This window comes from Sphingobacterium sp. UME9, assembly GCF_014170215.1.
GTDB lineage: Bacteria > Bacteroidota > Bacteroidia > Sphingobacteriales > Sphingobacteriaceae > Sphingobacterium > Sphingobacterium paramultivorum.
In genome coordinates, this window is sequence record NZ_LZZP01000003.1 from 46,756 (window position 1) to 71,085 (window position 24,330).

General features: G+C 41.7%; 25 protein-coding genes and 1 pseudogene. 12 read left to right on the forward strand and 14 right to left on the reverse strand.

Going from position 1 to position 24,330, the window contains the following annotated elements:
* Positions 1 to 166 precede the first annotated feature (166 nt).
* Both A9970_RS01685 and A9970_RS01690 read left to right on the forward strand, forming a co-directional pair.
* On the forward strand, positions 167 to 994 hold the full coding sequence (locus tag A9970_RS01685; protein ID WP_182981074.1) for a bifunctional 2-polyprenyl-6-hydroxyphenol methylase/3-demethylubiquinol 3-O-methyltransferase UbiG: 828 nt from the start codon (positions 167 to 169) through the stop codon (positions 992 to 994).
* A gap of 2 nt (positions 995 to 996) precedes the next feature.
* Positions 997 to 1,209 (forward strand): hypothetical protein, encoded by a 213-nt coding sequence (locus A9970_RS01690; protein WP_182981075.1) that lies wholly within the window; start codon positions 997 to 999, stop codon positions 1,207 to 1,209.
* Between the two features lie 787 nt (positions 1,210 to 1,996).
* Here A9970_RS01690 and A9970_RS28840 read toward each other — a convergent pair.
* The 14 genes and pseudogenes from A9970_RS28840 to A9970_RS01750 all read right to left on the reverse strand — a co-directional run bounded on the left by A9970_RS28840 (position 1,997) and on the right by A9970_RS01750 (position 9,747).
* Complete coding sequence (locus A9970_RS28840; protein WP_083296100.1) at positions 1,997 to 2,224, reverse strand: GDCCVxC domain-containing (seleno)protein; 228 nt, start codon at positions 2,222 to 2,224, stop codon at positions 1,997 to 1,999.
* A 6-nt stretch (positions 2,225 to 2,230) separates the two neighbouring features.
* Positions 2,231 to 2,821, reverse strand: coding sequence for a mercuric transport protein MerTP (gene merTP / locus A9970_RS01695; RefSeq protein WP_070569789.1), 591 nt, complete (start codon positions 2,819 to 2,821; stop codon positions 2,231 to 2,233).
* Positions 2,822 to 2,831: 10 nt separating this feature from the next.
* Positions 2,832 to 3,194, reverse strand: coding sequence for a metalloregulator ArsR/SmtB family transcription factor (locus A9970_RS01700; protein ID WP_070569791.1), 363 nt, complete (start codon positions 3,192 to 3,194; stop codon positions 2,832 to 2,834).
* A gap of 105 nt (positions 3,195 to 3,299) precedes the next feature.
* Complete coding sequence (locus tag A9970_RS01705; RefSeq protein WP_070569793.1) at positions 3,300 to 4,037, reverse strand: metallophosphoesterase; 738 nt, start codon at positions 4,035 to 4,037, stop codon at positions 3,300 to 3,302.
* 1 nt (position 4,038) lies between these two features.
* A complete protein-coding gene (locus A9970_RS01710; protein ID WP_070569795.1) occupies positions 4,039 to 4,809 on the reverse strand; it encodes a metallophosphoesterase in 771 nt (256 codons plus the stop codon).
* Positions 4,806 to 5,354 (reverse strand): hypothetical protein, encoded by a 549-nt coding sequence (locus A9970_RS28410; protein WP_217493569.1) that lies wholly within the window; start codon positions 5,352 to 5,354, stop codon positions 4,806 to 4,808. Before A9970_RS28410 ends, A9970_RS01710 begins: the two co-directional genes overlap by 4 nt.
* Before the next feature lie 36 nt (positions 5,355 to 5,390).
* Complete coding sequence (locus tag A9970_RS28415; protein WP_217493570.1) at positions 5,391 to 5,855, reverse strand: NAD(P)-binding domain-containing protein; 465 nt, start codon at positions 5,853 to 5,855, stop codon at positions 5,391 to 5,393.
* Between the two features lie 24 nt (positions 5,856 to 5,879).
* Complete coding sequence (gene arsB / locus A9970_RS01720) at positions 5,880 to 6,959, reverse strand: ACR3 family arsenite efflux transporter (protein ID WP_070569797.1); 1,080 nt, start codon at positions 6,957 to 6,959, stop codon at positions 5,880 to 5,882.
* A 25-nt stretch (positions 6,960 to 6,984) separates the two neighbouring features.
* The gene (locus A9970_RS01725; protein ID WP_070569799.1) at positions 6,985 to 7,404 is read right to left on the reverse strand and encodes an arsenate reductase ArsC; all 420 of its coding nucleotides are present in this window, start codon (positions 7,402 to 7,404) and stop codon (positions 6,985 to 6,987) included.
* Entirely contained in the window at positions 7,404 to 7,889 is a 486-nt protein-coding gene (locus A9970_RS01730) for a GNAT family N-acetyltransferase (protein WP_070569801.1), read from the reverse strand. Before A9970_RS01730 ends, A9970_RS01725 begins: the two co-directional genes overlap by 1 nt.
* 9 nt (positions 7,890 to 7,898) lie before the next feature.
* Positions 7,899 to 8,468 carry a DUF6428 family protein gene (locus A9970_RS01735; protein WP_070569803.1) on the reverse strand — a complete coding sequence of 190 codons (570 nt, stop codon included), beginning with the start codon at positions 8,466 to 8,468 and terminating at the stop codon, positions 7,899 to 7,901.
* 38 nt (positions 8,469 to 8,506) lie between these two features.
* Positions 8,507 to 8,836 carry a helix-turn-helix transcriptional regulator gene (locus tag A9970_RS01740; RefSeq protein ID WP_070569805.1) on the reverse strand — a complete coding sequence of 110 codons (330 nt, stop codon included), beginning with the start codon at positions 8,834 to 8,836 and terminating at the stop codon, positions 8,507 to 8,509.
* Positions 8,837 to 8,970: 134 nt separating this feature from the next.
* The gene (locus A9970_RS01745; RefSeq protein WP_070569807.1) at positions 8,971 to 9,369 is read right to left on the reverse strand and encodes a hypothetical protein; all 399 of its coding nucleotides are present in this window, start codon (positions 9,367 to 9,369) and stop codon (positions 8,971 to 8,973) included.
* 3 nt (positions 9,370 to 9,372) lie between these two features.
* Positions 9,373 to 9,747 (reverse strand): annotated as a pseudogene (locus tag A9970_RS01750) (YnfA family protein).
* Positions 9,748 to 9,785: 38 nt separating this feature from the next.
* On the opposite strand from A9970_RS01750, the gene A9970_RS01755 reads away from it, so the two are divergent.
* The 10 genes from A9970_RS01755 (at position 9,786) to A9970_RS01795 (ending at position 24,313) form a co-directional block, all read left to right on the forward strand.
* Complete coding sequence (locus tag A9970_RS01755) at positions 9,786 to 10,202, forward strand: MerR family transcriptional regulator (RefSeq protein WP_070569809.1); 417 nt, start codon at positions 9,786 to 9,788, stop codon at positions 10,200 to 10,202.
* A 454-nt stretch (positions 10,203 to 10,656) separates the two neighbouring features.
* Positions 10,657 to 12,837, forward strand: a complete 2,181-nt coding sequence (locus A9970_RS01760; RefSeq protein ID WP_070569811.1) for a TonB-dependent receptor — start codon at positions 10,657 to 10,659, stop codon at positions 12,835 to 12,837.
* Between the two features lie 237 nt (positions 12,838 to 13,074).
* Positions 13,075 to 13,356, forward strand: a complete 282-nt coding sequence (locus tag A9970_RS01765) for a hypothetical protein (protein WP_070569813.1) — start codon at positions 13,075 to 13,077, stop codon at positions 13,354 to 13,356.
* A 247-nt stretch (positions 13,357 to 13,603) separates the two neighbouring features.
* Positions 13,604 to 14,341, forward strand: coding sequence for a DDE-type integrase/transposase/recombinase (locus A9970_RS01770; RefSeq protein ID WP_139145088.1), 738 nt, complete (start codon positions 13,604 to 13,606; stop codon positions 14,339 to 14,341).
* A 342-nt stretch (positions 14,342 to 14,683) separates the two neighbouring features.
* Positions 14,684 to 15,007 carry a DUF6660 family protein gene (locus A9970_RS28845; protein ID WP_310889270.1) on the forward strand — a complete coding sequence of 108 codons (324 nt, stop codon included), beginning with the start codon at positions 14,684 to 14,686 and terminating at the stop codon, positions 15,005 to 15,007.
* 95 nt (positions 15,008 to 15,102) lie between these two features.
* Complete coding sequence (locus A9970_RS01775; RefSeq protein WP_070569819.1) at positions 15,103 to 19,488, forward strand: CusA/CzcA family heavy metal efflux RND transporter; 4,386 nt, start codon at positions 15,103 to 15,105, stop codon at positions 19,486 to 19,488.
* A 17-nt stretch (positions 19,489 to 19,505) separates the two neighbouring features.
* Complete coding sequence (locus A9970_RS01780) at positions 19,506 to 20,708, forward strand: efflux RND transporter periplasmic adaptor subunit (protein ID WP_070569821.1); 1,203 nt, start codon at positions 19,506 to 19,508, stop codon at positions 20,706 to 20,708.
* Positions 20,709 to 20,952: 244 nt separating this feature from the next.
* Positions 20,953 to 22,986, forward strand: coding sequence for a heavy metal translocating P-type ATPase (locus A9970_RS01785; protein ID WP_139145095.1), 2,034 nt, complete (start codon positions 20,953 to 20,955; stop codon positions 22,984 to 22,986).
* A gap of 171 nt (positions 22,987 to 23,157) precedes the next feature.
* Positions 23,158 to 23,832 (forward strand): DUF1345 domain-containing protein, encoded by a 675-nt coding sequence (locus A9970_RS01790; protein WP_070569824.1) that lies wholly within the window; start codon positions 23,158 to 23,160, stop codon positions 23,830 to 23,832.
* Between the two features lie 247 nt (positions 23,833 to 24,079).
* Complete coding sequence (locus A9970_RS01795; protein WP_070569826.1) at positions 24,080 to 24,313, forward strand: hypothetical protein; 234 nt, start codon at positions 24,080 to 24,082, stop codon at positions 24,311 to 24,313.
* The last annotated feature ends 17 nt before the right edge of the window (positions 24,314 to 24,330 follow it).

Below are 24,330 nucleotides of genomic sequence, written 5' to 3' on the forward strand. Positions count from 1 at the left end.
AAAAACAGAGTAATTAATGCATTGAAATTTTTTGGTTTTTAATGCACAGATAATCCTATCGACTTATTTCTTAATCTTAAACAAAACAAACGATTATCAAATCGATTGCATTATCACTTTTGCGGTGTATTCAACATTTCAAAATGTGCTGAAACGATGAATAAAAATGAATAGTAAACAGTTAATAAGTAGAGATATAGAGCTATTTTACAACAGAGCATCCGAAGAAACTCGACTTGACAAAGGAATGGGCGTATTTGAATTTGAAAGAATTAAATCACTCATAGAAAAGTATATACCAACTTCATCTTCAAAAATAATAGACATTGGTGGTGGTACGGGAAAGTATTCGGAATGGCTTGCTAAAAAAGGACATCAAGTTCATTTGGTAGAGCCAGTTGCAAAACATATACAAATAGCCCAAAGCAGAGCGAATAGATTAAAGAACAAGTTTTTTGTACATTTAGGAGAAGCTCGAAAATTGGAATTTCCAGATAATTATGCAGACCTAATAATACTACACGGCCCTCTTTATCATCTTCAAAAAAAGGAGGATAGAGATTTAGCCATTTGCGAAGCTAAACGAATTTTAAAGAATGATGGGATTATTTTGGGTTTTGCCATCAATTATACAGCATCAACATTGGTTGGTCTTTTAAACGGCTTAATTCACAAGAAACCATTTTTTGACATGTGCAAAGAAGAATTAATAAGGGGTATGCACAATCCGCCCGATGATTTCCCTTGGCTTTTAGCAGAAGCATTTTATCATAAGCCACAACAGCTAAAAGATGAATTTATAAATCAAGGTTTAGCCTATCTAAATACTTATGCGGTTGAGGGTATGGCATGGTTGGATAAAGAATACTTTACCAATATGCTGAATAACAAAAAACGAAGAACATTAATGGAACTTATTCAAGTTACTGAAAACGACAGCTATCTTTTACCCTTTAGTCCACACATGATGATAGCTGTGCAAAAAAAGATATAATTATGGAAAATAAAGACAAATATTACAGGGCATTAATAGAAAATGACGGTCAACTCAATGAAATTGACCTCGGGGAAAAAATAGGACTTAATGAAGATGAAACAAACGAAATAATTGTACAGCTTCTAGCTGAACATAAAATTGAATATGCAGAAAACAGAGCGTGTAATTATAGTCTAATGAAAAGGGTAAGAAAGAAAAATAGCAGCAGGTAATGAGAGCTAAATTTTACAATCAGACATTGTCTAAACTGGAAACGGCAATCAACGAAAATTGGAAATTGAAACCGATTGCTCTGTACAACGGATGGAGGCTGTTATACATTTTATCCTTGAAGCACAGCGCTGAGCCTCCATTGGATCGAACCCGGCCGCCCCTTCTTTCGAATCCTAATAGTCTTAAAACAAGAAAAGCTAATCTCTCGATTAGCTTTCTTCTTTGTGATCCCGCTGGGATTGGCTCAACCCCTCATTTCCCAAACACAGCCCTGAGCCTCCATTGGATCGAACCCAGCCGACCCTTCTTTCGAATCCTAATGCAGTTTAAATAAGAAAAGCTAATCTTGCGATTAGCTTTTCTTTTGTGATCCCGCTGGGATTATGACATCCCTTTGTATCTCGCTATATATCAATAGTATACAGATGTTTTATTTAAATAGGTCCCTGAAATGGGTCCCATTTAATTTGACCTGATTTGTGTCGATTTAAAGAACTTATTAGTTGTAAAGATACAGAAAAATATTCTAATTCCTACCGTTATCCCGGTAAATCCTAGTATTAATAGTTAATAATAATTGATGAGACCACATATATGGAACACGTAAACTTCAAACTTTTCAAGATTCCAAAGTGGTATAATGGCTATTCGATTTAAGGATTTAAAATTCAAACAAATTCAGTTGGCAAGGTATAAAAAAGACAACCATTAAAAGGCCGCTATTTTTATAGCTTAATCCCACATCACGCTGAAAATTAAATCATGGAATTACATTAAAACTCACTTTTATTTTTCAGAAGAGCAGCAATTATCGCCAAGCTGAATCGGCGGACATTTTACGGTACCATAACTGCAAAATACGCAACAATCTCCGTTTAGAGGTTTTAGCCGAGTGTGGCATTCTTCACACTCATAAAAATACTGGCAAGCATCAGTCGGCATTATTTCCTCCTTTTGATGATTACATACTGGGCAGGTAAGGGTCGATTCTAGTATTATTTTGTTAGTTGACATCTGAAGTTATTTTTTTACTTTATACCCGGTTTTATTTTCAATGATCATTGCTAGTTGTTGTCTTGAAGTTTTTGTGCGGTCAAATTTTATAGTTGATCGTCCTTCATCATAAGAGGTTGAAATTTCCTGGACACCTTCTTCATTTTTTACTGCTTCGTTAACGTGGCCTTCACAGGCAGCACAAGACATACCATCAATCACTAAGATAACTTGCTCCAGATTCGTGTTTTTAACTGAAGAAGCCGCCGTCGTATGATTCCGAAAATACGGTTCATAATAAGGGAAGGAAAATAGTCCAATAGAAATGACTGTCACTATCCATAGAAAAGCCTTCGATTGCATTGGCCTTTTTTTTGTATCGCAACCACAATCGTCTTTTTTTACCGGTTTATAGACACGATAAAAAGCTAAGCCTAACACTAATGCTGTAACAAGCATTAAATACGGCCTTAAGGGTTCGATCCAACTAAACATGGAGAGTGCGCCACCTGCGGCACCAAATAGTGCCAACAATGGGCCGATACAACAGAGTGATGAAGCCAAAGCAAGTATTATACCTGATCCTAAAAGTTTTGTATTATTTATTGGTTTGCTCATGTTATCCGGTTTAAAACTCCTTGTTTATTATACTAAAAAACGGTTGGAGCAACTTTAAATGTACTTTATTTAACGAGTAGTAAATAGTTTGGCCTTCCTTTCGAAAATCAACTATGGTGCCATCTTTAAGCTTGCGCAAATGCTGAGAAACCGCCGGAATACTGATTTCAAGTATATCACTGAGATCACAGGGACATAACTGCTTTTCCCGATCGAGCAAGTAAAGCAATTTTAAACGAACATCACTTCCCGCCAAGGACAGAATTGCGGATAATTGGGAAAATGGAACTTCCTTATCCTTCAATTTTTCCTTACACGCTTTGATTTGAACCGGGTCTGCCTTTTCCCGGATACATTGGTTTGCTGTACTCATATTTTAACGATTGCACAAAATTAAAATATCTTAAGCATTTAAGCAAATACTTAAATACTTAAGATCTCCAGATTTCGCTAACCCTGAAATGAATATTTAGCACCATTAATAAGCCAGCCTAAGCATATCGGCTAGGGAAGAAGGCAACAAGCTTTGTTCCAAGGTAATAGCAGCTTTTTCAATATCATAGTCAAAGCGCCTGAATTCTATCTGGATGCTTTCGCTGTTCAAGGCTGAGCTTTCTTCACTAAGCGTGACCAGAACATAACAACCTCTTGGGTCGCCATCTTTGGGTTTGCCTACAGAACCGGTATTGATGACATGTTTGAACTTATTATCGGCGGCCTGGATAACCCTATGATAAGGCTTATGGGAATGTCCTACAAATAACAAGTCGGCGTCAGCTTCCAGCATCATGTCTAAAACATAAGCTTCATCTGTATCAGCCAATACATACTCATCAACCTTTCGTGTACTACCATGCGCCAATACCAGGTTTAACTTATCACTGTTTTGCTGGTATTCTAATTTAATGTGTGCCGGCAGGCTTTTTAAATAAGATCTGTTACCGTCATTGATAATATGGTAAGCATATTTCTTGCCGCCTTCTTTGAGGTCCTGCTCTGTTGTCTCCAGGCCATGAACTTTTAGGTCGTGGTTACCGGCAATGGTCGCAATATTACGCCTGCGAATTTCAGCGATTACTTCATTCGGCCAGATGTGATAACCTATGAGGTCACCCAGGCAATATACGGAATCAGGCTTTTGCTGGTCCATATCCTGAAGCATAGCTTCAAACGCCGGAAGGTTGGCATGTATATCGGAAAAGAATGCGATTTTCATATTAAGCGTTACGAAGCATATCAGCGTATTCATTGGGCAACGGGCTGTCTTCAACAGCTTTAGCAGCCTTTTCTATTTCATAATCAAAGCGGATGAATTCAACCTGGATGCTATCCTTATCTTTTACAGAGCTGTTTTCATTTATCGTAAGTAAAACGTATCCACCGCGCGGATCTGCGTCTTTGGGTTTACCAACCGAACCGATATTGATTGCATGCCTGTAATGAACATCCTCTGTAATTTCAGTAGGAAGAACTCTATGGTAAGGTTTATGTGTATGGCCGAAACACATTACGTCAGCATCTGCTTGTTCCATAATACGCAGCATACTTTTTTCGTCCCGGTCTTCAAATAAATATTCATTTACCTTTCTCGGACTGCCGTGCACGAGCAAAACATTTAGCTTGTCATTATTCAACTGGAACTCCAATCGGATGTGGGCCGGCAAGGTTCTCAGGTAAGCACGCTGCTGGTCCTTTACAATTTCATTTGTGTAAGCGATGGAGATCTTACCCATTGCTTTTTCTTCGTCAGTCTTGTAGGCGCAGCCACAATCATCACTAGAGCGACCTATGCCAAAATCGTAATTACCCGCTATGGTAGGTATTCCTCTTTTCCGGATCTCGTCAATTACCTCGTTAGGCCAGATATTGTATCCTACCAAATCACCCAGGCAATAGATAGCATCGGTATTGCGGGGTTCAACATCTTTAAAAAAGGCTTCCAATGCTGGCAGGTTTGCATGGATGTCTGAGAAAAGGGCAATTTTCATGTTTTTGGTTTTAAGTTTTCTGTTATTTCATTTATTGTACTTCTTGCAGAACGGCCCACGCCTATAAGTGTTGCAGATGCAAATCCGGTCCAATTTCCATAGCCTACAAAGTATAAACCATCTATAGCTATTGATTTTGTTTCTGCTCTAAACTTATCATCCAAAATACCCAAAGGTTCCAGGTACTGGGTTGCATAACGAAAGCCCGTGCACCAGATAATGACTTCAAAATCTTCCTTTGTTCCATCAGGCCATATTACACCAGTTGGTGTAAGCGCAGTAAATGTTGACCGGTATTGCAGTACACCGAGGTCTCGCGCTTCCAGAACAGAAGGCACCATCACAATATTACCCAGATTGTACTGCTTCGGGTCAAATTCCTTGCCGGATTGTAAAGCATGGTATTTGGCGGATGCGAGTTCAAAAAGTACCCTTCCATCCACTTCATCTGGTAAATATTCCGGCTCTTGCTGCACAGCCCAGGTGGTGTCTGCAACTTTTGATACCTCTGCAAGGATCTGGGCTCCAGAGTTGCCATTACCCACAATAAGTACTTTTTTTTAGCTAATTCCGCTGCATTTCTATAATGTGCGGAATGGATTTGAATACCCTGATATGATTCTATTCCTGGTACAGGGGGGAATAAATGGATTTTGCCAGGAGCCGGTAGCAGATATTACGACCGTGCTTTTGAACTGCCCTGCCGAAGTCTCTACTTCAAAACCAGTTTCTGTCTTGTGAACCGCCCAAACTTTTACCGGCCTTTGCACCTGTATTTTATAGCGTTCTTCGTATGCATGAAGGTATTCGATCACTTCCTGCCGCGAAGGGAATTTACCACTGGATTTCGGCATCATCCAGCCTGGCAGGGAGCTATATTCAGCAGGAGAGAAGAGTGTAAGAGAATCCCAACCATGCTGCCATGCGCCGTCACTACTGGGCTGGTCATCTAAAATCAGATAACTTAATGCGGTGCGTCGTAAGAAATAGGCACAGGCCAGGGCACTTTGCCCTCCCCCGATGATCAGTACGTCATATTCATTCATCGTTTTTGATTCTTGCTATTTAAATTATTCAACGGTCACCTGGCTTTTATAATATTTCTTTCTCAGCCAGAAAGCTACATTTACCAGCGCAATTAATGCGGGTACTTCCACCAATGGACCGATAACGCCGGCAAATGCCTGTCCACTATTGATGCCAAAGACACCGATAGCCACGGCAATAGCCAACTCAAAATTATTACCGGAAGCTGTAAAGGAGATCGCTGCATTTTTAGAATAATCCGCTCCCATACGTTTGCCTACAAAAAAGCTTACCAGGAACATAATGGCAAAATAGATAACCAAAGGAATCGCAATTCTTACAACGTCCATAGGAATCTGTACGATCAGCTCACCTTTCAGGCTGAACATAACTACGATTGTAAATAGCAATGCGATTAAGGTAATTGGAGAGATCATAGGCACAAATTTGTTCTGGAACCATTCTTCTCCTTTTAATTTGATCAGGCTATAACGGCTGATTATTCCCATTGCAAAGGGTATCCCTAAATAAATGCCTACGCTTTCAGCAATCTGACCGATCGAAATATTAACATCAAGCCCTTTCATCCCAAACACAGGAGGCAGAACGGTGATAAATATATAAGCGTACACGCTGTACAATAAAACCTGGAAAATGCTATTGAGAGCGATAAGGCCTGCAGCATACTCCCTGTTTCCCTCTGCCAGCTCATTCCATACAACGACCATTGCAATACAACGGGCCAGCCCGATAAGAATAAGGCCGATCATATACTCAGGATAACCGTGAAGAAATACTATAGCGAGGATAAACATCAAAATTGGCCCGATACTCCAGTTCAGGAGCAAGGAAGCACCCAGGATCTTCGTATCCTTAAAGACTTTGCCCATATTTTCATATTTCACTTTAGCAAGTGGTGGGTACATCATCAGGATCAGGCCTATGGCAAGTGGAATATTGGTAGTTCCACTTGAAAAAGAATTGATAAAATCAGATGAAGAGGGGAAGAGGAACCCAATAGATACTCCGATAGCCATAGCCAGGAAAATCCATAGGGTAAGGTATCGGTCAAGGAAACTCAATTTTTTCCTCTCATGTGCTGGGGCGCAGTTGTTGGCTGACATATTTTTTGTGTGTTAGTGGATATGTTTATTTATCGAGATTTTCATTTACAAATTCTGCGCTGTACGTTTTGATGAGATCACGTACCCTTCTGAATTCATTTATAACTTCTTCATCCGTTCCGGTCGCTTTTGCCGGGTCGGGAAAATTGTAGTGTAGCTTTTTAGCTTTCGACGGAAAATACGGACAGCTCTCTTTGGCATTATCACAAACCGTAATTACATGATCAAAGTCTATATCCGCATACTCATTCACATTATTGGAGGTATGGGCAGAGATATCAATGCCGGCTTCAGCCATAACCTGGATGGCTTTAGGGTTAACCCCATGAGTTTCTATGCCGGCGCTATAAACCTCGGCACGGCTACCTGCGAAATGCCTTAAAAATCCTTCTGCAATCTGGCTGCGGCAACTGTTGCCGGTACAGAGTACCAATATTTTTTCCATTATTTGATGTTTTGATTTCTTCTTTCCAATAAAATAGTATCCCGCCAGATACCGTTTATCTTACCGATTTTTTCCCGGTAGCCCACTTGCCGGAATCCGGCTTTCTCATGCATTTTGAAACTACCAGTGTTTTCTCTAAAGACACCGGATTGTAGCGTCCATAATCCATACTTTTCACTTTCTGCAATCAGTGCCTGAAGTAGAATTGAGCCATAACCTTTCCCGGATAAAACCGGATTGATATAAACACTCACTTCAGCAACACCTGCATAAACGCAACGGGAGGATACCGGTGATAGCGCCGCCCAGCCCAGGATATTTTCTACTTCGTCCAGCACGAAACGACAAGTGCTTAAATGCGATATGTCCCAGTCTTCCCATGAAGGAGCAGCGGTTTGAAAAGTGGCATTGCCGGTAGCAATGCCTTTTTCATATATTTCCTTTACGGCAGGCCAATCACTGGCGACCAAGGTTCTTACTTTCATATGGAATGATTAGCAGCAGCCGCTTCCTGGTGTACAAGCCGGACCTTCTGCAGCGAGATTTACCATTTCTAACTTTACTAGTTCTGCTTTTGCAGCTGGTGTACAGCATTCTTCGCCTTCTGAAGTAGTGCCACAGCTTCCGCCTCGGTTAATGGCTTTGCACTGGGTAAAGTCGGGAGTAAGGTTAACGATCAAATCTTCTCCGGATACGGTAAAATTACCCGGGTACATTTGGCGGGTGTCGAACTGTGAATTGCCAAATTCAATTTTTACAATCGCATTGGGATTTAACGGTAACTTCTTTTCCACGATGTCCACAATAGACATAGCTTTACTTGCCTGCATCGCACGGCCTTCTTCCGTTTCCCTTGGTTCCCATAATTGGACAATGATCTCTGTCCAGGAGTTCATTACGCCACCACAATCGACAGATACGATCGGGGCTTGTTTGATTTCTGTGATATGGTAGGAGGGATCTACCCATTTGCCTTCTGCATATTCAAATTGTAAAATTTGATTCGGATTTTGCTGGAGTTGCGTTTTAAACGTTTCCCAGTTGATAAATTCTGAGTTGTTCATGTCATATTGCAATTTAACGATTAATTGATATAAATTTTTTAGCAACAGCTTGCGTTCTCGTTATAAGAAGCAAAGAAAGCTGCCAGATTTGTTTTTAATAATTTCCAGGCTTTCGGTTCAATGCAATAGCATACCCGTACACCCTCAATAGTGCCCTGGATAATACCCGCATTCTTCAATTCTTTAAGGTGCTGGGAAATAGTTGGCTGTGCCAATCCTAATTCCTCGACCAGATCACCGCAGATGCAAGAATTTGTACGGATGATAGATTGAAGGATCGCAATACGGGCAGGATGGCCCAATGCTTTGAGCATTGTGGCGAGCTGGTTCTGCTCCTCTGTGAATATTTCTGTCTTAGTAAGTCCCATAATGATATTGCAATATTACGATTAATATTTTGAATTGCAAAATTGAATTTAAAAAAATAACGCTGGTCCCTTACCGAAATTAATTTCGGTAAGGGACCAGCGGAACAATATCTTCTCATAAATCGAGTTCTGCATCAATAAATTCTTTTGCGCCTTTTGGACCCTGTAATAGTCAGCCAGCAAAAAGAATCAGTGTTACTCGTTTTAATCGTAAAATCAAAGAAATCACAACACTGTCTTTCTGTTTTTACAAATTCATTCAATTCGTCCAAAATGGAGTCACTTCCCTTGAATTTGTTGGAATAGCCGTTGATTACCTGTTTTTTTTCAACAACTTGTTTCTTCAGGCTTGAAATGACCGTAGCTTTCCTTTCCTGCAGATCAGGGCTTGTTAACTTACAGGCTAAAATCTTCTTACCATAATTATCAGTGCAACTTGCATCACAGCTAAATTGTTTTTTTGAGTTAGTTTTTACCTGGCTATATCCGATTATGGAAATTGCAATAAGAGGGAACATTAAAATGTATTTCATTTTTTATTGGATTTGACGTGGTGCGTAAAATATAATGCATACCCCAACCAATGCAATCAGGGCGCCGATAATATCATAACGATCTGGTTTAAATCCGTCCACTTTCCAGGCCCAGAATAAGGATAAGACAATAAAAATACCACCATAGGTAGCATAGACTCTTCCAAAATTCGCGGATTGTCAGGTTGCCACTACCGCATAGAATGCCAGGATAATTGCCCCTATTATGCCATACCAAAAGGACTTGTCTTCCTTAAGCCAGTGCCAAACCAGGTAACCACCTCCGATTTCACAGATGCCGGCTAAAAAGAATACAAGAAGAGATTTAACTACTGCCATATGTTTAAGATTAAAAGTATATTTACAAATATAAACCATGGAGTATAGTCTATGGTCAAGTAAAAACTGAATATTTTATGTTAATAGGTGAACTGTCTTCTAAATCTGGACTTTCGCGTGATACTATCCGTTTCTATGAGAAGCAGCAGCTTATTGCTGTAACAAGGAAAGAAAGAAGGGGTAATAATTACAAAGAGTATTCCGAGGAGGTGCTTGCAAGGCTTTTGGCAATAAAACGATTGAAGAACTTCGGATTTACGTTAAATGAAATTGCTGATTTACTGGAAATGATTGAGCAGAAGGAAGCAACCTGCAATAACGTAAGTGAGTTCATTGAACAGAAAGTTACATTGGTAGAGGCAAAGATCCTTGATCTGATAAACCTGCGTAATCAATTAGTAAGTGGTGTCAACAAATGTAAGGACTGCTGTAATCCGGAGCAACCGGAAGAGAATTGTCCCATTCTGGTTACTGACAATTTCCTTGAAAGTTAGCTGTGAAAATTATCAACGATTTCAGCCAATTTAGTAGGTGATATAAAGAAAGAATTACTAATATTGCATTTGTGGAATACATTGCTCTGCTTCTGTCTATTATAGTGATTACGCTTTCGGCTGTACCGTGTTGTGGAGGAGAACATGAAGCAATGGAACTTTCTACATTGAAGCAGCAGAATACTTCCCATCATTCTACTCGGGATGAAGACGATTGCTGTAAAAATTGCTCCCCTTTTTATTCCTGTGGGACATGCGTAGGGTTTGTAAGGTCTAGCATTTTTGTTTTGAACACAACCATTTTTCCAAATAATTACCAAGTTCATTTCCCGGCCTATCTTCAGGCCAGTCAACAAGTATTTACGACACAAATCTGGCAGCCCCCCAAACTAAGTTAAAACGAACGCCACTATCGGCAAATGATCTATTGTTTTAACTTAATCACTTTTTAAAAATGAAAAGAATTGCTGTGCTGTTGGCAATGCTGTTTTCTGCAGTGTTGGCCAATGCCCAATATATTTATAAAGCCGTCGTGAAAGACGCAAACACAAATGAGACATTAGCTGGAGCTACCATTAAAGTTTTAGGAACTGCACTGGGAACAAGTACAGACAAATCCGGGGCGGCAGTTATTAGCGGTATTCCACAAGGAACACAAATTATCCAGTTTAGTTATGTTGGGTTTGAAACAAGAACAGATACCATGGTTTTTCCGCTTACTTTGGATACACCGGCTGTTATATTGCTGCAGGCTGCTGAGGAAGAAAGCGAGTTGGAAGAGGTGCAAGTATCGGCAACTAGGAGTACTAGGACCATTGCGAATATTCCGACCCGAATAGAAGTTATTGCAGGAGAGGAGCTGGATGAAAAGGGAAATATGAAGCCTGGCGATATCAGGATGCTACTGGCCGAAAGTACCGGTATCCAGACCCAGCAGACTTCGGCTACCAGTGGAAATTCCAGTATCCGTATTCAAGGTCTGGATGGCAAATACACGCAAATTATTCGTGATGGTTTTCCACTCTATTCCGGATTTTCCGGCGGTTTGGGATTATTGCAAATTGCACCGCTCGATCTGCAACAAGTAGAAGTAATTAAAGGCTCTTCATCGACCCTATATGGAGGAGGAGCTATTGCCGGTTTGGTAAATCTGGTGTCCAAAAAGCCAACAGAAGAACGCCAACTTAATTTTTTATTGAATGGTACTTCTGCTCTGGGGCTTGATGCCAGTGGTTTTTACGCTCAAAAATTAAAAAAAACAGGATTTACTGTATATGCAGCATACAATCACGGAACAGCTTATGACCCTTCAGATATTGGCTTGACCGCAATTCCAAAATTTAACCGGTTTACCCTAAATCCTAAACTCTTTGTTTATTTCAATGAGAAAACTACCCTTTCTGTGGGACTGAATACAATGACTGAAAAGCGAATAGGTGGGAACCTGGAGTATATCAAAGGTAAAGGAGATGCTGTGCACAGTTATTTTGAAGAGAATCAAACAGGGCGTTACAGCTCACAGACGGAACTAGATTATAGATTAAATGATAATGAAAAATTTGTTTTCAGAAATAGTGTAAGTTATTACGATCGGAGTATAAACCTGCCCGGTTACCGGTTTTCAGGTTTACAGATTTCTACTTACTCGGAAGCTAATTATTCCCGAACCGGAGAGAGGGCCGAATGGGTAGCCGGCGTAAATTTTTTGACTGATAATTTTTCCGAAGATAAGAACAGTACCTTCCCGTTAAGGAATTACAACTATAATACTTTAGGTGCATTTGTTCAAAATACATTTAATGCCTCTGAAAAGATAACGCTTGAATCCGGAATAAGGGGCGACTATCACAACGATTATGGTTTCTTCTTTTTGCCCAGAATTTCTGCTTTATGGAAAATCAATAGCCATTTTTCAACCAGGCTTGGTGGTGGGCTTGGCTATAAAGCACCTTCGGTCTTTACAGAAGATGCGGAAAGAATCCAATTTCGTAATGTCATGCCTATCAATGTCAACGATACGAAAGCGGAACGATCGTATGGAGCCAATTATGATATCAACTATAAAACAGCATTGTTTTCCGACGAGGTTAGCTTTAGTATTAACCAGATGTTCTTTTACACACGCATCAATAACCCTATTATGCTGACTGATTTACCGGGAGGAAATTTGCAGTACGTTCAACCTCGAGGAAATTTAGACACAAAAGGCATGGAGACTAATGTGAAACTTACCTATGGAGACTTTAAATTGTTTGTAGGATATACTTATGCCGACGTCAACCAGCATACGGAAGGAAATACAACTACATACCCATTGGTATCCAAACATCGGTTAAATAATGTATTGATGTATGAAATTGAGGATAAATTAAAGATTGGTTTGGAAGCTTATTATTTCAGTCCTCAGCAATTAAACGATGGGGGTAGAGGGAAGAGCTATTGGACTGCAGGTCTGATGACTGAGAAGATCTGGGAGAAGTTTTCCATTTTTGTCAATTTGGAAAATCTGACTGATACAAGACAAACTAAGTTTGATTCTATTTATACAGGAAGTATTACGAACCCTACTTTTCGTGATATCTATGCACCAGTTGATGGATTTATTATTAACGGAGGCATAAAATTGAAATTCTAAATTTACTTAATAAAAGGCTGGTACTACCAGCCTTTTATTTTCACGGTCCCAATCTCCACGCGTAAAGGCCCTGTCTTTACTTGTCCGAATTAACTTATTCTCACCACGCTGACCACAACTTTTCGATACAGTACTTGAATTTTTCCATCACACAGGGTTTATCTTGATTGTAAAAAATCCGCTTTCTTCGACTAGTTTTTCAGAAATTTTTTTGCAAATTATTCAATAAGTTTTGAGATGGAAACTAATAACCGGAGATATCATTCAGAAATAAAGGAAGAATATATGAAGGATAACCTACCCTTTGATATAGTTAAAACTATTCCTCGTTCTATCAGAAAAAGGTGGCGGGAGCAAGCTGAAAAAGATTTTTGGATGCCGGTTCCGGTTGAGGATAATATTTCAGATGAGTTGACCATACGACGTCTGCAAACCGAAAATAAAATACTAAAAACTAAGGTCAGAGCACTTTTTATCTTGTTGTTCTTTACCGGGAGCTTTTTAAATTTATGGCGTTAAGGTCTTATCATGTCTTGAAAGTAAAAAAGAATGTAGGACTGCTTTTACATTTTTGCCTGGAGCATAAACTGGAGAAATTTGTTTGGAAGCTGTTACCCTTCTCTTTCAAGCAATGGCATTCATGGGACGGGCTAAAGTCATGTCAATTTTCGTTGCAAGGTTATTGTCGTAAACAAAATGTAGCACAGTTGTCCCTTAAGGAACAACAGGATAAGGAGCTTGGCTGTGCTGAAAAAAGAGTTAGGATTTGGACGTTGGTAAATGTCTACTATTATTTGCTGCGGCTGAAAAAGGTCTATTTCAGCCTGGGCGCTTTTACAAATATTGCCGACTCTTGAAAATTACAAAAAGAAAACATACAAGACGGAAAAAATATTATCCTATTGCTGCTACAGCCCCCTTTAAAATTCTTCATCAGGATATCACCATCATTAAAACTTTGAATGGCGTTAAGCACTATGTTTATATTATTAAAGACAATTTTAGGAAGGCCGTTTTAGCATGCAAAGTAACAACAGAGTATAGCAGTATTGTTGCAAGAGAATCTTTCGAAGGAGTTCTGAAAAGGTTTGGTCTTCTTCGTAATCAAAGCTTTTTAATAACGGATGGAGGGGTGGAAAATAAGGTGGAACTCGACCTTTACTTGAACAGACCTGGCATGCTTTGGCAGAAGTTAACAGCGCAGCTTAATATCATTCAAAGTAATGGCATGATAGACGCAGCAAACAGGTTAATCAAACAAAGATATTTACTTTCAAAAACAGTCGATAACACTACGAAACTCAAAAGGGAATTGGAGCAGGAGGTAACCAACATGAATTCTATGCCCAATGGTCAATTATTTGGTTATTCTCCCAATGAAGTTCTGAATCGTGCTATTCCTGATCGAATCCGGTTTAAACAACAAATCTTCGAGGCTACAACTAATCGAATGGAAGAGAATCGAAAGTTTAATTGCAAATTATCTTGTCACTTATGTAGCTGAAGACAGAATGAATTTTCTTCCAATATTGTTTCCCAAGGAAAGCTATAGGAAGAACAATGTTGTAACTTAATTTATGAAATTATTTTTATACGAGAAGCTTCTGTAATAAAGCGTACGCAAACGCGTACAGTAACCTATAAAATGCTCATGAACGGTGCTTGTTAATATACGGAGTCCCAACCTCAGTCAGGTATCCCAGTACAGGGTTAATCAGATATTCTAAACAATATACTAGCGACAGGCTATCAGATTCGTCTATGTGTATATTTTGTAAAATGTACAATCGGCTGACGTTTTTTATTTGTTTTTTAAAATTATTTATTACTTTTGAAAAAAAAAAGAGTGAGGATAACAAGTTTGTTTATAGCTTTCCTGGTTTTGGTACTGAGCTGCATTCCATGCAGAGACGTATCAGCTATGGGTAATAACATTCCTGTTACCGCCATTTCCCAAGGCCAGCTAGCCCATCATCCTAACAAGGGGGAGATCGGAGATTTGTGTTCTCCTTTTTGTACTTGCTCATGCTGTAAAGTTATGAGCGAAGTGTCCCTTTTACTACAGCTTGAACTTATCAAACCTGTAGTTTCTGTCGAATATAATATCGCTGTTGCAGGCGAGGTCATCTCTTTGTCGCTTTCTGTCTGGCAACCTCCTAAATTAGGTTAATTCAAATTGTTCAATGTGTATCCTCCCTTACCAATCAGATTGGTATGGCGGTTTCTGCATTGTTTTTTTTGTTTTTAACTTAATTTATAAGAATAATGCTTCAAAAAATTATTCAGTTCTCCATCAAGAACAAGCTCATTATTGCGCTGTTCACTTTGGGACTGATTGCATGGGGAGTCTATTCCCTTAAGAAACTTCCGATTGATGCTGTTCCCGATATTACCAATAATCAGGTGCAAGTCATCACGCTCAGCCCTTCCCTCGCAACACAAGAGGTTGAAAGACTTATTTCCTACCCAGTAGAACAGACCATGTCCACTATTCCTGAAATTGAACAGGTGCGTTCCATTTCGAGGTTTGGTCTTTCCGTGGTAACAATTGTCTTCCACGACGATGTAGATATTTACTGGGCCCGGCAACAGGTCAATGAAAAACTGGCTGAGGCCAAAAACAACATCCCCCAGGGACTTGGTAATCCGGAGATATCCCCGATATCAACAGGCCTGGGAGAGATTTACCAGTATGTCGTGCACGCGAAACCAGGATTTGAAAAGAAATTCGATGCCAGAGAGCTTCGCAGTATACAGGACTGGATAGTAAGAAGACAGCTTCTTGGTACTCCTGGTATCGCAGAGGTGAACAGCTTTGGCGGATTGCTGAAGCAATATGAGATTGCACTTGATCCTAATAAACTAAGGAGCTTGAATTTAAGCATTAGTGATGTATTCAAGGCGCTTGAAGATAACAATGAAAATACTGGTGGTGCCTATATTGACAAAAAGCCCAATGCCTACTTTATCAGGAGCGAAGGGCTGGTTGGCGATATCGAGGACATCAATAAAATCGTTGTCAAGAATAGCGAAAACGGCGTGCCGCTACTGATACGTGATATCGCGACTGTTCAGATTGGTAACTCGATCCGATACGGGGCTTTGACCCGGACTACAAAATCCAGCGATGGTGAGGCTGTTGGTGGGATTGTGATGATGCTCAAGGGAGCGAATGCAAATAACGTTGTTCAGCAGGTAAAGGCTAAGATAGCGAGGATCAATAAGACCCTGCCAGAAGGTGTGATCATCGAGCCTTTTCTGGATAGAAGTGCCCTGGTGGACAGGGCTATTGGCACAGTAGCGAAAAACTTAATTGAGGGTGCGTTGATTGTGATCTTTGTACTGGTGTTGTTCCTGGGCAACTTCCGCGCGGGTTTTATTGTAGCATCAGTTATCCCGCTTGCCATGCTTTTTGCCATTGCAATGATGAATCTGTTCGGAGTCTCTGGTAATCTAATGAGTCTTGGGGCAATTGATTTTGGTTTGATCGTAGACGGAGCAGTGATTATCGTCGAGGCGACGATGCACCACCTAGGGATGAGGTCCGCAGGAAAACTTACACAGCAGGAGATGGATGAAGAGGTTTTTGAATCTGCTGTAAAGATCCGTTCTGCTGCGGCATTTGGTGAAATCATTATCCTGATTGTGTACCTTCCTATTCTAGCACTGGTAGGGATCGAAGGCAAAATGTTTGGCCCAATGGCGCAAACTGTATCTTTTGCCATCCTGGGTGCATTCATACTCTCGATGACCTATGTACCGATGGTGTCGGCCGTATTTTTAAGCAAGAAGATCACCCATAAAAAGAATTTTTCAGACCGTATGGTGGACTTTCTCCACAGGCGCTATCTTCCTTTGATTAAAGGTGCCTTGAAGTGGAAAAAGACAGTAACAATCACCGCGGTTGCGCTTTTGGTGGTAAGCATTTTTATCTTCACCAGGATGGGCGGCGAGTTTATTCCCACTCTTGAAGAAGGGGATTTCGCTGTTGAGACCAGGTTGCTAACCGGAAGTTCACTTTCACAGACTTTGGACAAGGTCGACCAGGCTTCCAGAATACTGGTAAACAAATTCCCTGAAGTAAAGGAGGTGATCGGAAAGGTTGGTGCAGCCGAAATTCCTACAGATCCAATGCCTATGGAAGCCTGTGATCTTACTATCATATTAAAAGATAAGAAGGAATGGACAACTACCCATAGCCGCGAGGAGCTTGCAGAAAAAATGAGCAAGGCCCTTGAAGATATACCAGGTGTTACCTTCGGTTTCTCTCAACCTATCCAATTGCGTTCCAATGAACTGATTTCTGGTGTTAGGCAGGATATAGGGATAAAGATTTTCGGGGATGACTTACAGACTCTAACCGAGCTTTCGCAGAAAATTGGGAAAATAGTCTCTTCTGTCCAAGGTGCAAAGGATCTTTATCTTGAACAGGCAACAGGTCTTCCACAGATCGTGGTCAACCTAAATCGTGACCGTATTGCCCAGTATGGGCTAAGTGTAAAAACTGTAAATCAAGCTATTAATGCAGCTTTCGCGGGACAGGCCGCAGGACAAGTTTATGAGGGCGAGCAGCGCTACGATATAACTGTGAGGTTCTCCCAGCAAAATCGACAGGGTATCGAGGATGTCAAAAATGTGTATGTCACGGCGCCCAATGGCAACCAAGTGCCCCTTGAACAACTGGCAGATATAAGCTTTAAGATTGGTCCAAACCAGATCCAGCGCGAGGATGCCAAGCGGCGTATCATCGTTGGCCTTAATGTTCGTGGAAGAGATATTCAAAGCGTGGTCGAGGAGATCGAGAGCAAGATCAATCAGCAGATAAAAATGCCTGCAGGCTATTACATCACTTACGGAGGCCAGTTTGAAAACCTGAAACAGGCCAGTGATAGACTTTCGATTGCCGTGCCGGTGGCATTGCTTCTGATATTGCTGCTGCTTTATTTTTCTTTTGGTTCATTTAAACATTCCCTGCTAATCTTCTCGGCAATCCCAATGGCTGCTATTGGAGGGATTTTTGCATTACTATTAAGGGGTATGCCCTTTAGTATTTCTGCTGGCGTAGGCTTCATCGCCCTGTTCGGTGTAGCAGTGCTCAATGGCATTGTATTGATTACCGAGTTCAACAGGCTTAAAAAGGAGGGCAGTTACACGATTGATCAGATCGTACTGATGGGTACAGAGATCAGGTTACGTCCTGTACTGATGACAGCAACCGTGGCGTCGCTCGGCTTCCTTCCTATGGCACTCTCTACAGCAGCTGGAGCGGAAGTTCAGAAACCGCTAGCTACGGTTGTAATTGGCGGGCTTGTTACTTCGACCATACTTACCCTAATCGTTTTACCTGTATTGTATACCTATTTTGAAAATATCAAATTAGGAGGTAAAAAAGGTGTGAACAAAGCTGTTGTAACATTACTTGCCATCACTGGACTGAGCATTGCAGGTAGCAGTGTTTTCGCTCAGGCAAAGCCAGATGAGGGTATCGGTCTGCAGCAGGCGATCCAGGTCGCAGTGTCCAACAACCAACAGATCAGGTCCTCGAATCTCAATATAGGCCGACAACAGGCCTTACGTGGTAGCGCATTGGATATCGGAAAGACTAATTTCAATTTGCAGTATGGACAGTTCAATAGCATTAAGCGCGACAACAATTTCTCCGTAACTCAGAGTATTCCTTTCCCTGGCCTTTTTGCCAAACAAAGGAGTCTTTATGATGCGCAAATACAGAGCGCGGAACTTGGCCTGTCAGTGGTGCAGAAAGAAATCAGTTACCGTGTAAAATCTACATACGGGCGTATAGTATACCTCAATGCTCTCAGGGATTTGTATCTGAGTCAGGACAGTGTCTACAGTAATTTTTACAAGGCGGCCGCTGCAAGGTATAATGCGGGAGAGACCAATTTGTTAGAGAAAACTACAGCGGAGACACAGTACAATGAAGTGCGCAACCGCATTGCACAGAATCAAGCCGACATACTGGCAAATGCAGCAGAACTTAAGCGATTGATGAACACTAGGGACAGCGTCCGTTTCCTATTCGTGGAACTAGAACCAGAACAATGGAACATTACCCAGCGTGATACCAATTCGGTAGGTACCAATCCAGTGCTGGCCTTCCAACGACAACAGATTGAAGTTGCCGAAAGGCAGGTCAAGGTTGAGCGAGCCCGGTCTGGGCCTGACTTTAATGTGGGCTATTTCAACCAGTCTATAATTGGATTGCAGAATGTGGATGGCCAGGACCGTTTTTACAGTGGCGGAACGCGTTTCCAGGGGATAACCGCAGGAATTTCGATACCTGTATTTTTTAAACCATATGCTTCCCGTATCAAGGCCGCAAAGATTGATAAACAGGTTGCGCAGAGCGAGGAGGCCCTTTCAAGGGCCAACCTGCTTGGAAGTTTCGAACAGGCCTACCAGGAGCTTAGCAAGAATGCCAAGAGTATCTCCTACTATAAGGCTAGCGCCTTGCCTAATGCAGATCTTATCCTTAAACAGGCTCAAGTAGCCTTCCAGGCCGGGGAGATCGGTTATGTGGAATATCTGCAAGGGATCAGGACTTACTCAGAGATCCGTCTGGGATATCTTGGTGCCATCAATGACTTCAACCAATCAGTTTACACACTTCAGTACCTCACAGGTCAATAATAACTATCAGTAAAGAAATGAAAAAAGCAATCAAGGTTATCAGCCGCTTATCCTATATATCAGTCATTGCTGTTCTCCTGTCAGCATGTGGCGGCAAAGAAAAAACAGACGCAGGGGCCGCAACACCTCCGAAGGAGGCCAAAGAAGAAACCAATGGGGTAGAACTTACCCAATCGCAGTACAATGCTGCAGGTGTGACGATCGGCAGTCCGGAGATGCGGGCGCTCAGTGGCATGCTGAAGGTAAACGGATTTATCGATGTGCCTCCTCAGAACTTGGTGAGTATTACAACACAGATGGGAGGTATTGTAAAATCCACACCATTGTTACAGGGGAGCAAAGTTTCCAAGGGACAGGTTATTGCCGTACTACAGAATCAGGACTACGTTCAGTTACAGCAGGACTACCTGGAAAGTAAGAGCCAACTCGAACTTTCGCAAGCTGAATATAAGCGTCAGCAAACGCTTTCGGAACAAAATGTTAATGCCCAGAAGACCCTTCAGCAGGCAAAGACCACCTACCAGGTAAATCTTGCAAGGGAAAATGCGCTACGGCAGCGGCTTGAACTGATCAATATTGGTGCCTCGAGCCTGACACCAGGTAACATCCGCAGTTCGATCAATATTTATTCACCCATCAGCGGCTACGTTACCAAAGTCAATGTAAATACAGGCAAGTTTGTGGCCCCCAATGACGTGATGTTTGAGATTGTAAATAGCTCAAACCTGCACGTGGAACTCAATGTTTTTGAAAAGGACGCGCAGAAGGTCCGGCCGGGTCAAAGGGTAAACTTTACCATGGCCAATGATTCGGTAAGTCGCTCGGCTATTATTCAATTGGTTGGTGGGGAGATCAAAGCAGACAAAACGGTTACCGTGCATGCGGTTGCTGGTGCAGGAAATAGCTTTATCCCCGGTACCTACCTCAAGGCAGAAATAGAGACTGGTAGCAGTCGTGTGCTTTCTTTGCCACAGGTTGCAGTTGTTGACTTTGAAGGCAAAAAATACATCTTCCTTGAAAATGGTAAAACAATGGTGAAAGCTGAAGGTGATACAACAAACAGTGTTTACCATTTTCAAATGGTAGAAATTACAGTGGGAATTACCGATGGAGAACTTGTAGAGGTTTCGCTGCCTGGAGGATTGGATTATAACGGAAAGGTTGTTTTGAAAGGAGCTTACGACTTGTTATCGAAGATGAAAAATAGCGAAGAGGAATAAAAAAGGTTATGCCAATTTAGGCATAACACCAGGTGGAGCGATGGGTGCCCCAGTCTTGGGGCACCTTATTTCCCCAACGGGGAACGATCTGGGTTACGTTACCTATTGATTACAGATCATTAAATCTTAACCATATATGGAGAACAACAAGAAAAGCCAGCAAAAAAAAGTAGCCGGGGATACCGGTAAGAAACAGGTCCCAGTTAAAACTGGTGAAGCCAATGATAGGAGCAGCAATGCTTCGATGGAAGAAACAGCGGTCGGGGGCAACCAAGTCTCGATAAAAGAGAAAAAACATGACGAATCTGACTACGAACATGGTGGTGTTTTTGGCAAGAATACAGAAATGATATTTTCTTTGATATGCGGCGCTGCTTTGGCCTTAGGCTACGGGCTGACCTACGTGGGAGGAGTGCCTGAATGGGTGAGTTTAAGCTTGTATATAATAGCCTATTTCTTTGGAGGGTTCTTTACGGCCAAGGAAGCTGTTGAAACTATTTCAAAAGGTGGCTTTGAAATAGATTTTTTGATGTTAGTGGCTGCCATCGGTGCTGCGATCCTTGGTTCCTGGGCAGAGGGGGCGCTACTTCTTGCACTGTTCAGTCTTGGGCACGCCCTTGAACATTATGCAATGGGGAGGGCCAGAAAGTCCATAGAAGCCTTGACTGACCTTGCCCCACCGGTTGCACTTGTTGTTAGAGAAGGAAAAGAATCAATCATCCCAATCGAGGACCTGGTTTTAGGTGATATCATCATCATCAAACCAAATTCGAAAATCCCGGCTGATGGTGTTGTAATAAAAGGTGAGGGCGCCGTAAATCAGGCACCCATAACCGGTGAAAGTGTTCCAGTGGACAAATCGCCAATCGATGACCCACAAAAGGATTATTCCCAAGAAAAGACTATCAAATCAGAACACCGTGTGTTTGCCGGTACGATCAATGGTGCCTCAGTTCTGGAAGTGAAAGTTATACGGGAGGCCAGCGATTCAACTATTTCCCGTCTGGTTAAACTGGTTAATGAAGCAGAAAAGCAGAAGTCTCCGACTCAATTGTTTACAGACAGGTTTGAAAAATATTTCGTACCCTCTGTCCTGATCTTGGTGGCCCTGCTGTGTTTTGCCTTTTTGGTCATAGATGAACCTTTTTCAAAAAGCTTCTATCGGGCGATGTCCGTACTTGTTGCGGCTAGTCCATGCGCTCTTGCGATCTCAACTCCCAGTGCAGTGCTGAGCGGCGTAGCTAGGGCAGCTCGAGGCGGAGTGCTGGTTAAGGGTGGGAAACCGTTGGAGGACCTGGGTACGCTCAATGCTATAGCTTTTGACAAGACCGGTACACTAACTGAAGGGAAACCCAAGCTGACCAATATAATTCCGCTTAACGGCATCGATGAATTTGAATTGATGGGTATTGTAGGTGCAGTAGAAAAGCGGAGCGACCATCCACTTGCACAGGCCATTGTGAAAGGAATTCTGGAAAAAGTTAAAGACAAGGATTTTCCGGAGGCTAAAAGTGTAAAGAGCATTACTGGCCGGGGAGTTGAAGCTGAGGTTGCCGGCCAGAAAATTCAGATCGGTAACAAGGCGCTATTCGGTGATAAGGCAATTAACCAAAAGCTTCTTCAGCAAGTCGAAAAGCTCGAAAAAGAAGGGCACACCTCAATGCTTGTAAGACGTGGTGATGAATTTATCGGTCTATTGTCACTTATGGATGTTCCTAGAGCGGAGGCTGCGCATGTGCTTGAAGAACTATTTGCGCTTGGTATCCAGAAAATGATCATGCTTACTGGAGACAACCAACAAGTCGCCGAAGCAGTAGCCAAACAGATAGGCGTGACCGATGTGTGGGGTAATCTAATGCCTGAGGACAAAGTACAGTCTGTACAGAAACTTGCAAAGTCAGAGAAAATGGTTGCTATGGTCGGTGATGGTGTGAACGATGCACCGGCAATGGCTAAGAGTACCGTTGGAATAGCAATGGGTGCTGCTGGCTCGGATGTGGCTCTTGAAACGGCGGATATTGCGCTGATGGGTGACAAACTAGAGAGCCTTCCATTTGCCATCGGTCTAAGCAGGAAATCCAGGGGTATTATCAAGCAAAACCTGTGGATATCACTGGGAGTTGTCGCTGTGCTAATACCGCTTACCATAGCAGGTATCGCCTCAATAGGCCCAGCGGTCATGGCCCATGAAGGGTCAACACTGCTTGTGGTGTTTAATGCACTCAGGCTCCTGGCCTACAACAATAACCAGCCCGATATAGGAAAGGAAAAAAAGTAAAAGGTAATTATGGCTTAACTGACTTGTGTTTCCATCGCACATTGCTGTAAGAGGTGCTTCGAGTATCTCATTAAAAAGCCGCGCTAGAGCGTGGTAGAGATTCTTTTTGCCATAATTATCTATTGATATTTTTTAACTAATTGATTATTAATATTTTAATCCTATTGGTAAATGAAAATAGCCCAAATGGACTCCCATATAAAACTGTATATATCGATGGGGATGGCAGCTGTAACCTTCGGAATATCCTCACTTATAGCCAAAGATATTTCATTACGCTTGATGGCCTCATGGCTTGCATATTCTGGCACCAGTCTTTTTCTTGCCTGGACAACAATACTTTCCTCCCATCCCAAACAAGTTAGGGTAGAAGCGCATGTCCAGGACTCCAACAGAACGCTGGTGTTCCTCTTTATGATGGCGGCATGTTTTGCGAGCCTCTTCGCCATAGTGATCTTATTGCGGAAAAATGCCGGTAAGCCTGATACTGACGGTCTTCTAGATATAACGATTCCACTTTTCTGCGTTGCCGCCGCATGGTGGCTTGTCCACACCGTTTTTACATTGCGATATGCTCATTTTTATTATTGTAATGTAGATCATGAAACAAATACTAAGATTACTGCGCCTGGCGGACTTTCCTTCCCGGGAAAAGCGCAGCCTGGGTATATGGATTTTGTGTATTTCTCCTTTGTTGTAGGTATGACCTTCCAAGTATCGGATGTTGCAATTACCTCTCCTCGAATACGTCAACTGGCCTGGATGCACGGTGTACTCTCTTTTGCTTTTAATACAATTATCGTTGCCCTTACCATTAATATACTTTCGGGCATGGTGAAAAGCTAGGATTATGAAAAATAAAGAAATTGAAAAACCATTCTGGAGATGGATCAGCTCAATAGAAGGTTTTCCAGAAGGCAGTGAAAATTGTGCTTTCCATGACGTCCCGGAACAGAAAATGAGGAGCTAGCTCCGTGTGCGATCATCTAAGTTGAAGAATAATTTCCTAGGCTTAATGGCTAAAACATTGGAGAGTTGGTCGAGACGCATAAGTTAGGATGCTACTAACGGCTGGCAAAAACATAAGATAGACATGGAAAAGAAGAAAGATCCACAAAGGAAAGCTCCACCTATTAAGGGGCGTCGAGTGAGGGTAGTGAAAAAAAAGAAGAAGAGTAAGGAACGCAAACTGCCACTTGGCATTATAATTATCTTCTGGTTCCTATCCATTTTACTTGTGTTGGCTATGTTTCTGAAAGTTAAGCATTTCCTGGATTTTCACTGGAATAGCCCGGAAATCGATATAGAAAAAGAGCAACTTAAATAACCGCGGTAGCGGTAAAA

Excerpts from the sequence above, each read along its gene's own strand:
- A9970_RS01685 (WP_182981074.1), top strand. The coding sequence starts at position 167 with ATGAATAGTAAACAGTTAATAAGTAGAGATATAGAGCTATTTTACAAC.
- A9970_RS01690 (WP_182981075.1), top strand. The coding sequence starts at position 997 with ATGGAAAATAAAGACAAATATTACAGGGCATTAATAGAAAATGACGGT.
- A9970_RS28840 (WP_083296100.1), bottom strand. The coding sequence starts at position 2,224 with ATGTCAACTAACAAAATAATACTAGAATCGACCCTTACCTGCCCAGTA.
- merTP (WP_070569789.1), bottom strand. The coding sequence starts at position 2,821 with ATGAGCAAACCAATAAATAATACAAAACTTTTAGGATCAGGTATAATA.
- A9970_RS01700 (WP_070569791.1), bottom strand. The coding sequence starts at position 3,194 with ATGAGTACAGCAAACCAATGTATCCGGGAAAAGGCAGACCCGGTTCAA.
- A9970_RS01705 (WP_070569793.1), bottom strand. The coding sequence starts at position 4,037 with ATGAAAATCGCATTCTTTTCCGATATACATGCCAACCTTCCGGCGTTT.
- A9970_RS01710 (WP_070569795.1), bottom strand. The coding sequence starts at position 4,809 with ATGAAAATTGCCCTTTTCTCAGACATCCATGCAAACCTGCCAGCATTG.
- A9970_RS28415 (WP_217493570.1), bottom strand. The coding sequence starts at position 5,855 with ATGAATGAATATGACGTACTGATCATCGGGGGAGGGCAAAGTGCCCTG.
- arsB (WP_070569797.1), bottom strand. The coding sequence starts at position 6,959 with ATGTCAGCCAACAACTGCGCCCCAGCACATGAGAGGAAAAAATTGAGT.
- A9970_RS01725 (WP_070569799.1), bottom strand. The coding sequence starts at position 7,404 with ATGGAAAAAATATTGGTACTCTGTACCGGCAACAGTTGCCGCAGCCAG.
- A9970_RS01730 (WP_070569801.1), bottom strand. The coding sequence starts at position 7,889 with ATGAAAGTAAGAACCTTGGTCGCCAGTGATTGGCCTGCCGTAAAGGAA.
- A9970_RS01735 (WP_070569803.1), bottom strand. The coding sequence starts at position 8,468 with ATGAACAACTCAGAATTTATCAACTGGGAAACGTTTAAAACGCAACTC.
- A9970_RS01740 (WP_070569805.1), bottom strand. The coding sequence starts at position 8,836 with ATGGGACTTACTAAGACAGAAATATTCACAGAGGAGCAGAACCAGCTC.
- A9970_RS01745 (WP_070569807.1), bottom strand. The coding sequence starts at position 9,369 with ATGAAATACATTTTAATGTTCCCTCTTATTGCAATTTCCATAATCGGA.
- A9970_RS01755 (WP_070569809.1), top strand. The coding sequence starts at position 9,786 with ATGTTAATAGGTGAACTGTCTTCTAAATCTGGACTTTCGCGTGATACT.
- A9970_RS01760 (WP_070569811.1), top strand. The coding sequence starts at position 10,657 with ATGAAAAGAATTGCTGTGCTGTTGGCAATGCTGTTTTCTGCAGTGTTG.
- A9970_RS01765 (WP_070569813.1), top strand. The coding sequence starts at position 13,075 with ATGGAAACTAATAACCGGAGATATCATTCAGAAATAAAGGAAGAATAT.
- A9970_RS01775 (WP_070569819.1), top strand. The coding sequence starts at position 15,103 with ATGCTTCAAAAAATTATTCAGTTCTCCATCAAGAACAAGCTCATTATT.
- A9970_RS01780 (WP_070569821.1), top strand. The coding sequence starts at position 19,506 with ATGAAAAAAGCAATCAAGGTTATCAGCCGCTTATCCTATATATCAGTC.
- A9970_RS01785 (WP_139145095.1), top strand. The coding sequence starts at position 20,953 with ATGGAAGAAACAGCGGTCGGGGGCAACCAAGTCTCGATAAAAGAGAAA.
- A9970_RS01790 (WP_070569824.1), top strand. The coding sequence starts at position 23,158 with ATGAAAATAGCCCAAATGGACTCCCATATAAAACTGTATATATCGATG.
- A9970_RS01795 (WP_070569826.1), top strand. The coding sequence starts at position 24,080 with ATGGAAAAGAAGAAAGATCCACAAAGGAAAGCTCCACCTATTAAGGGG.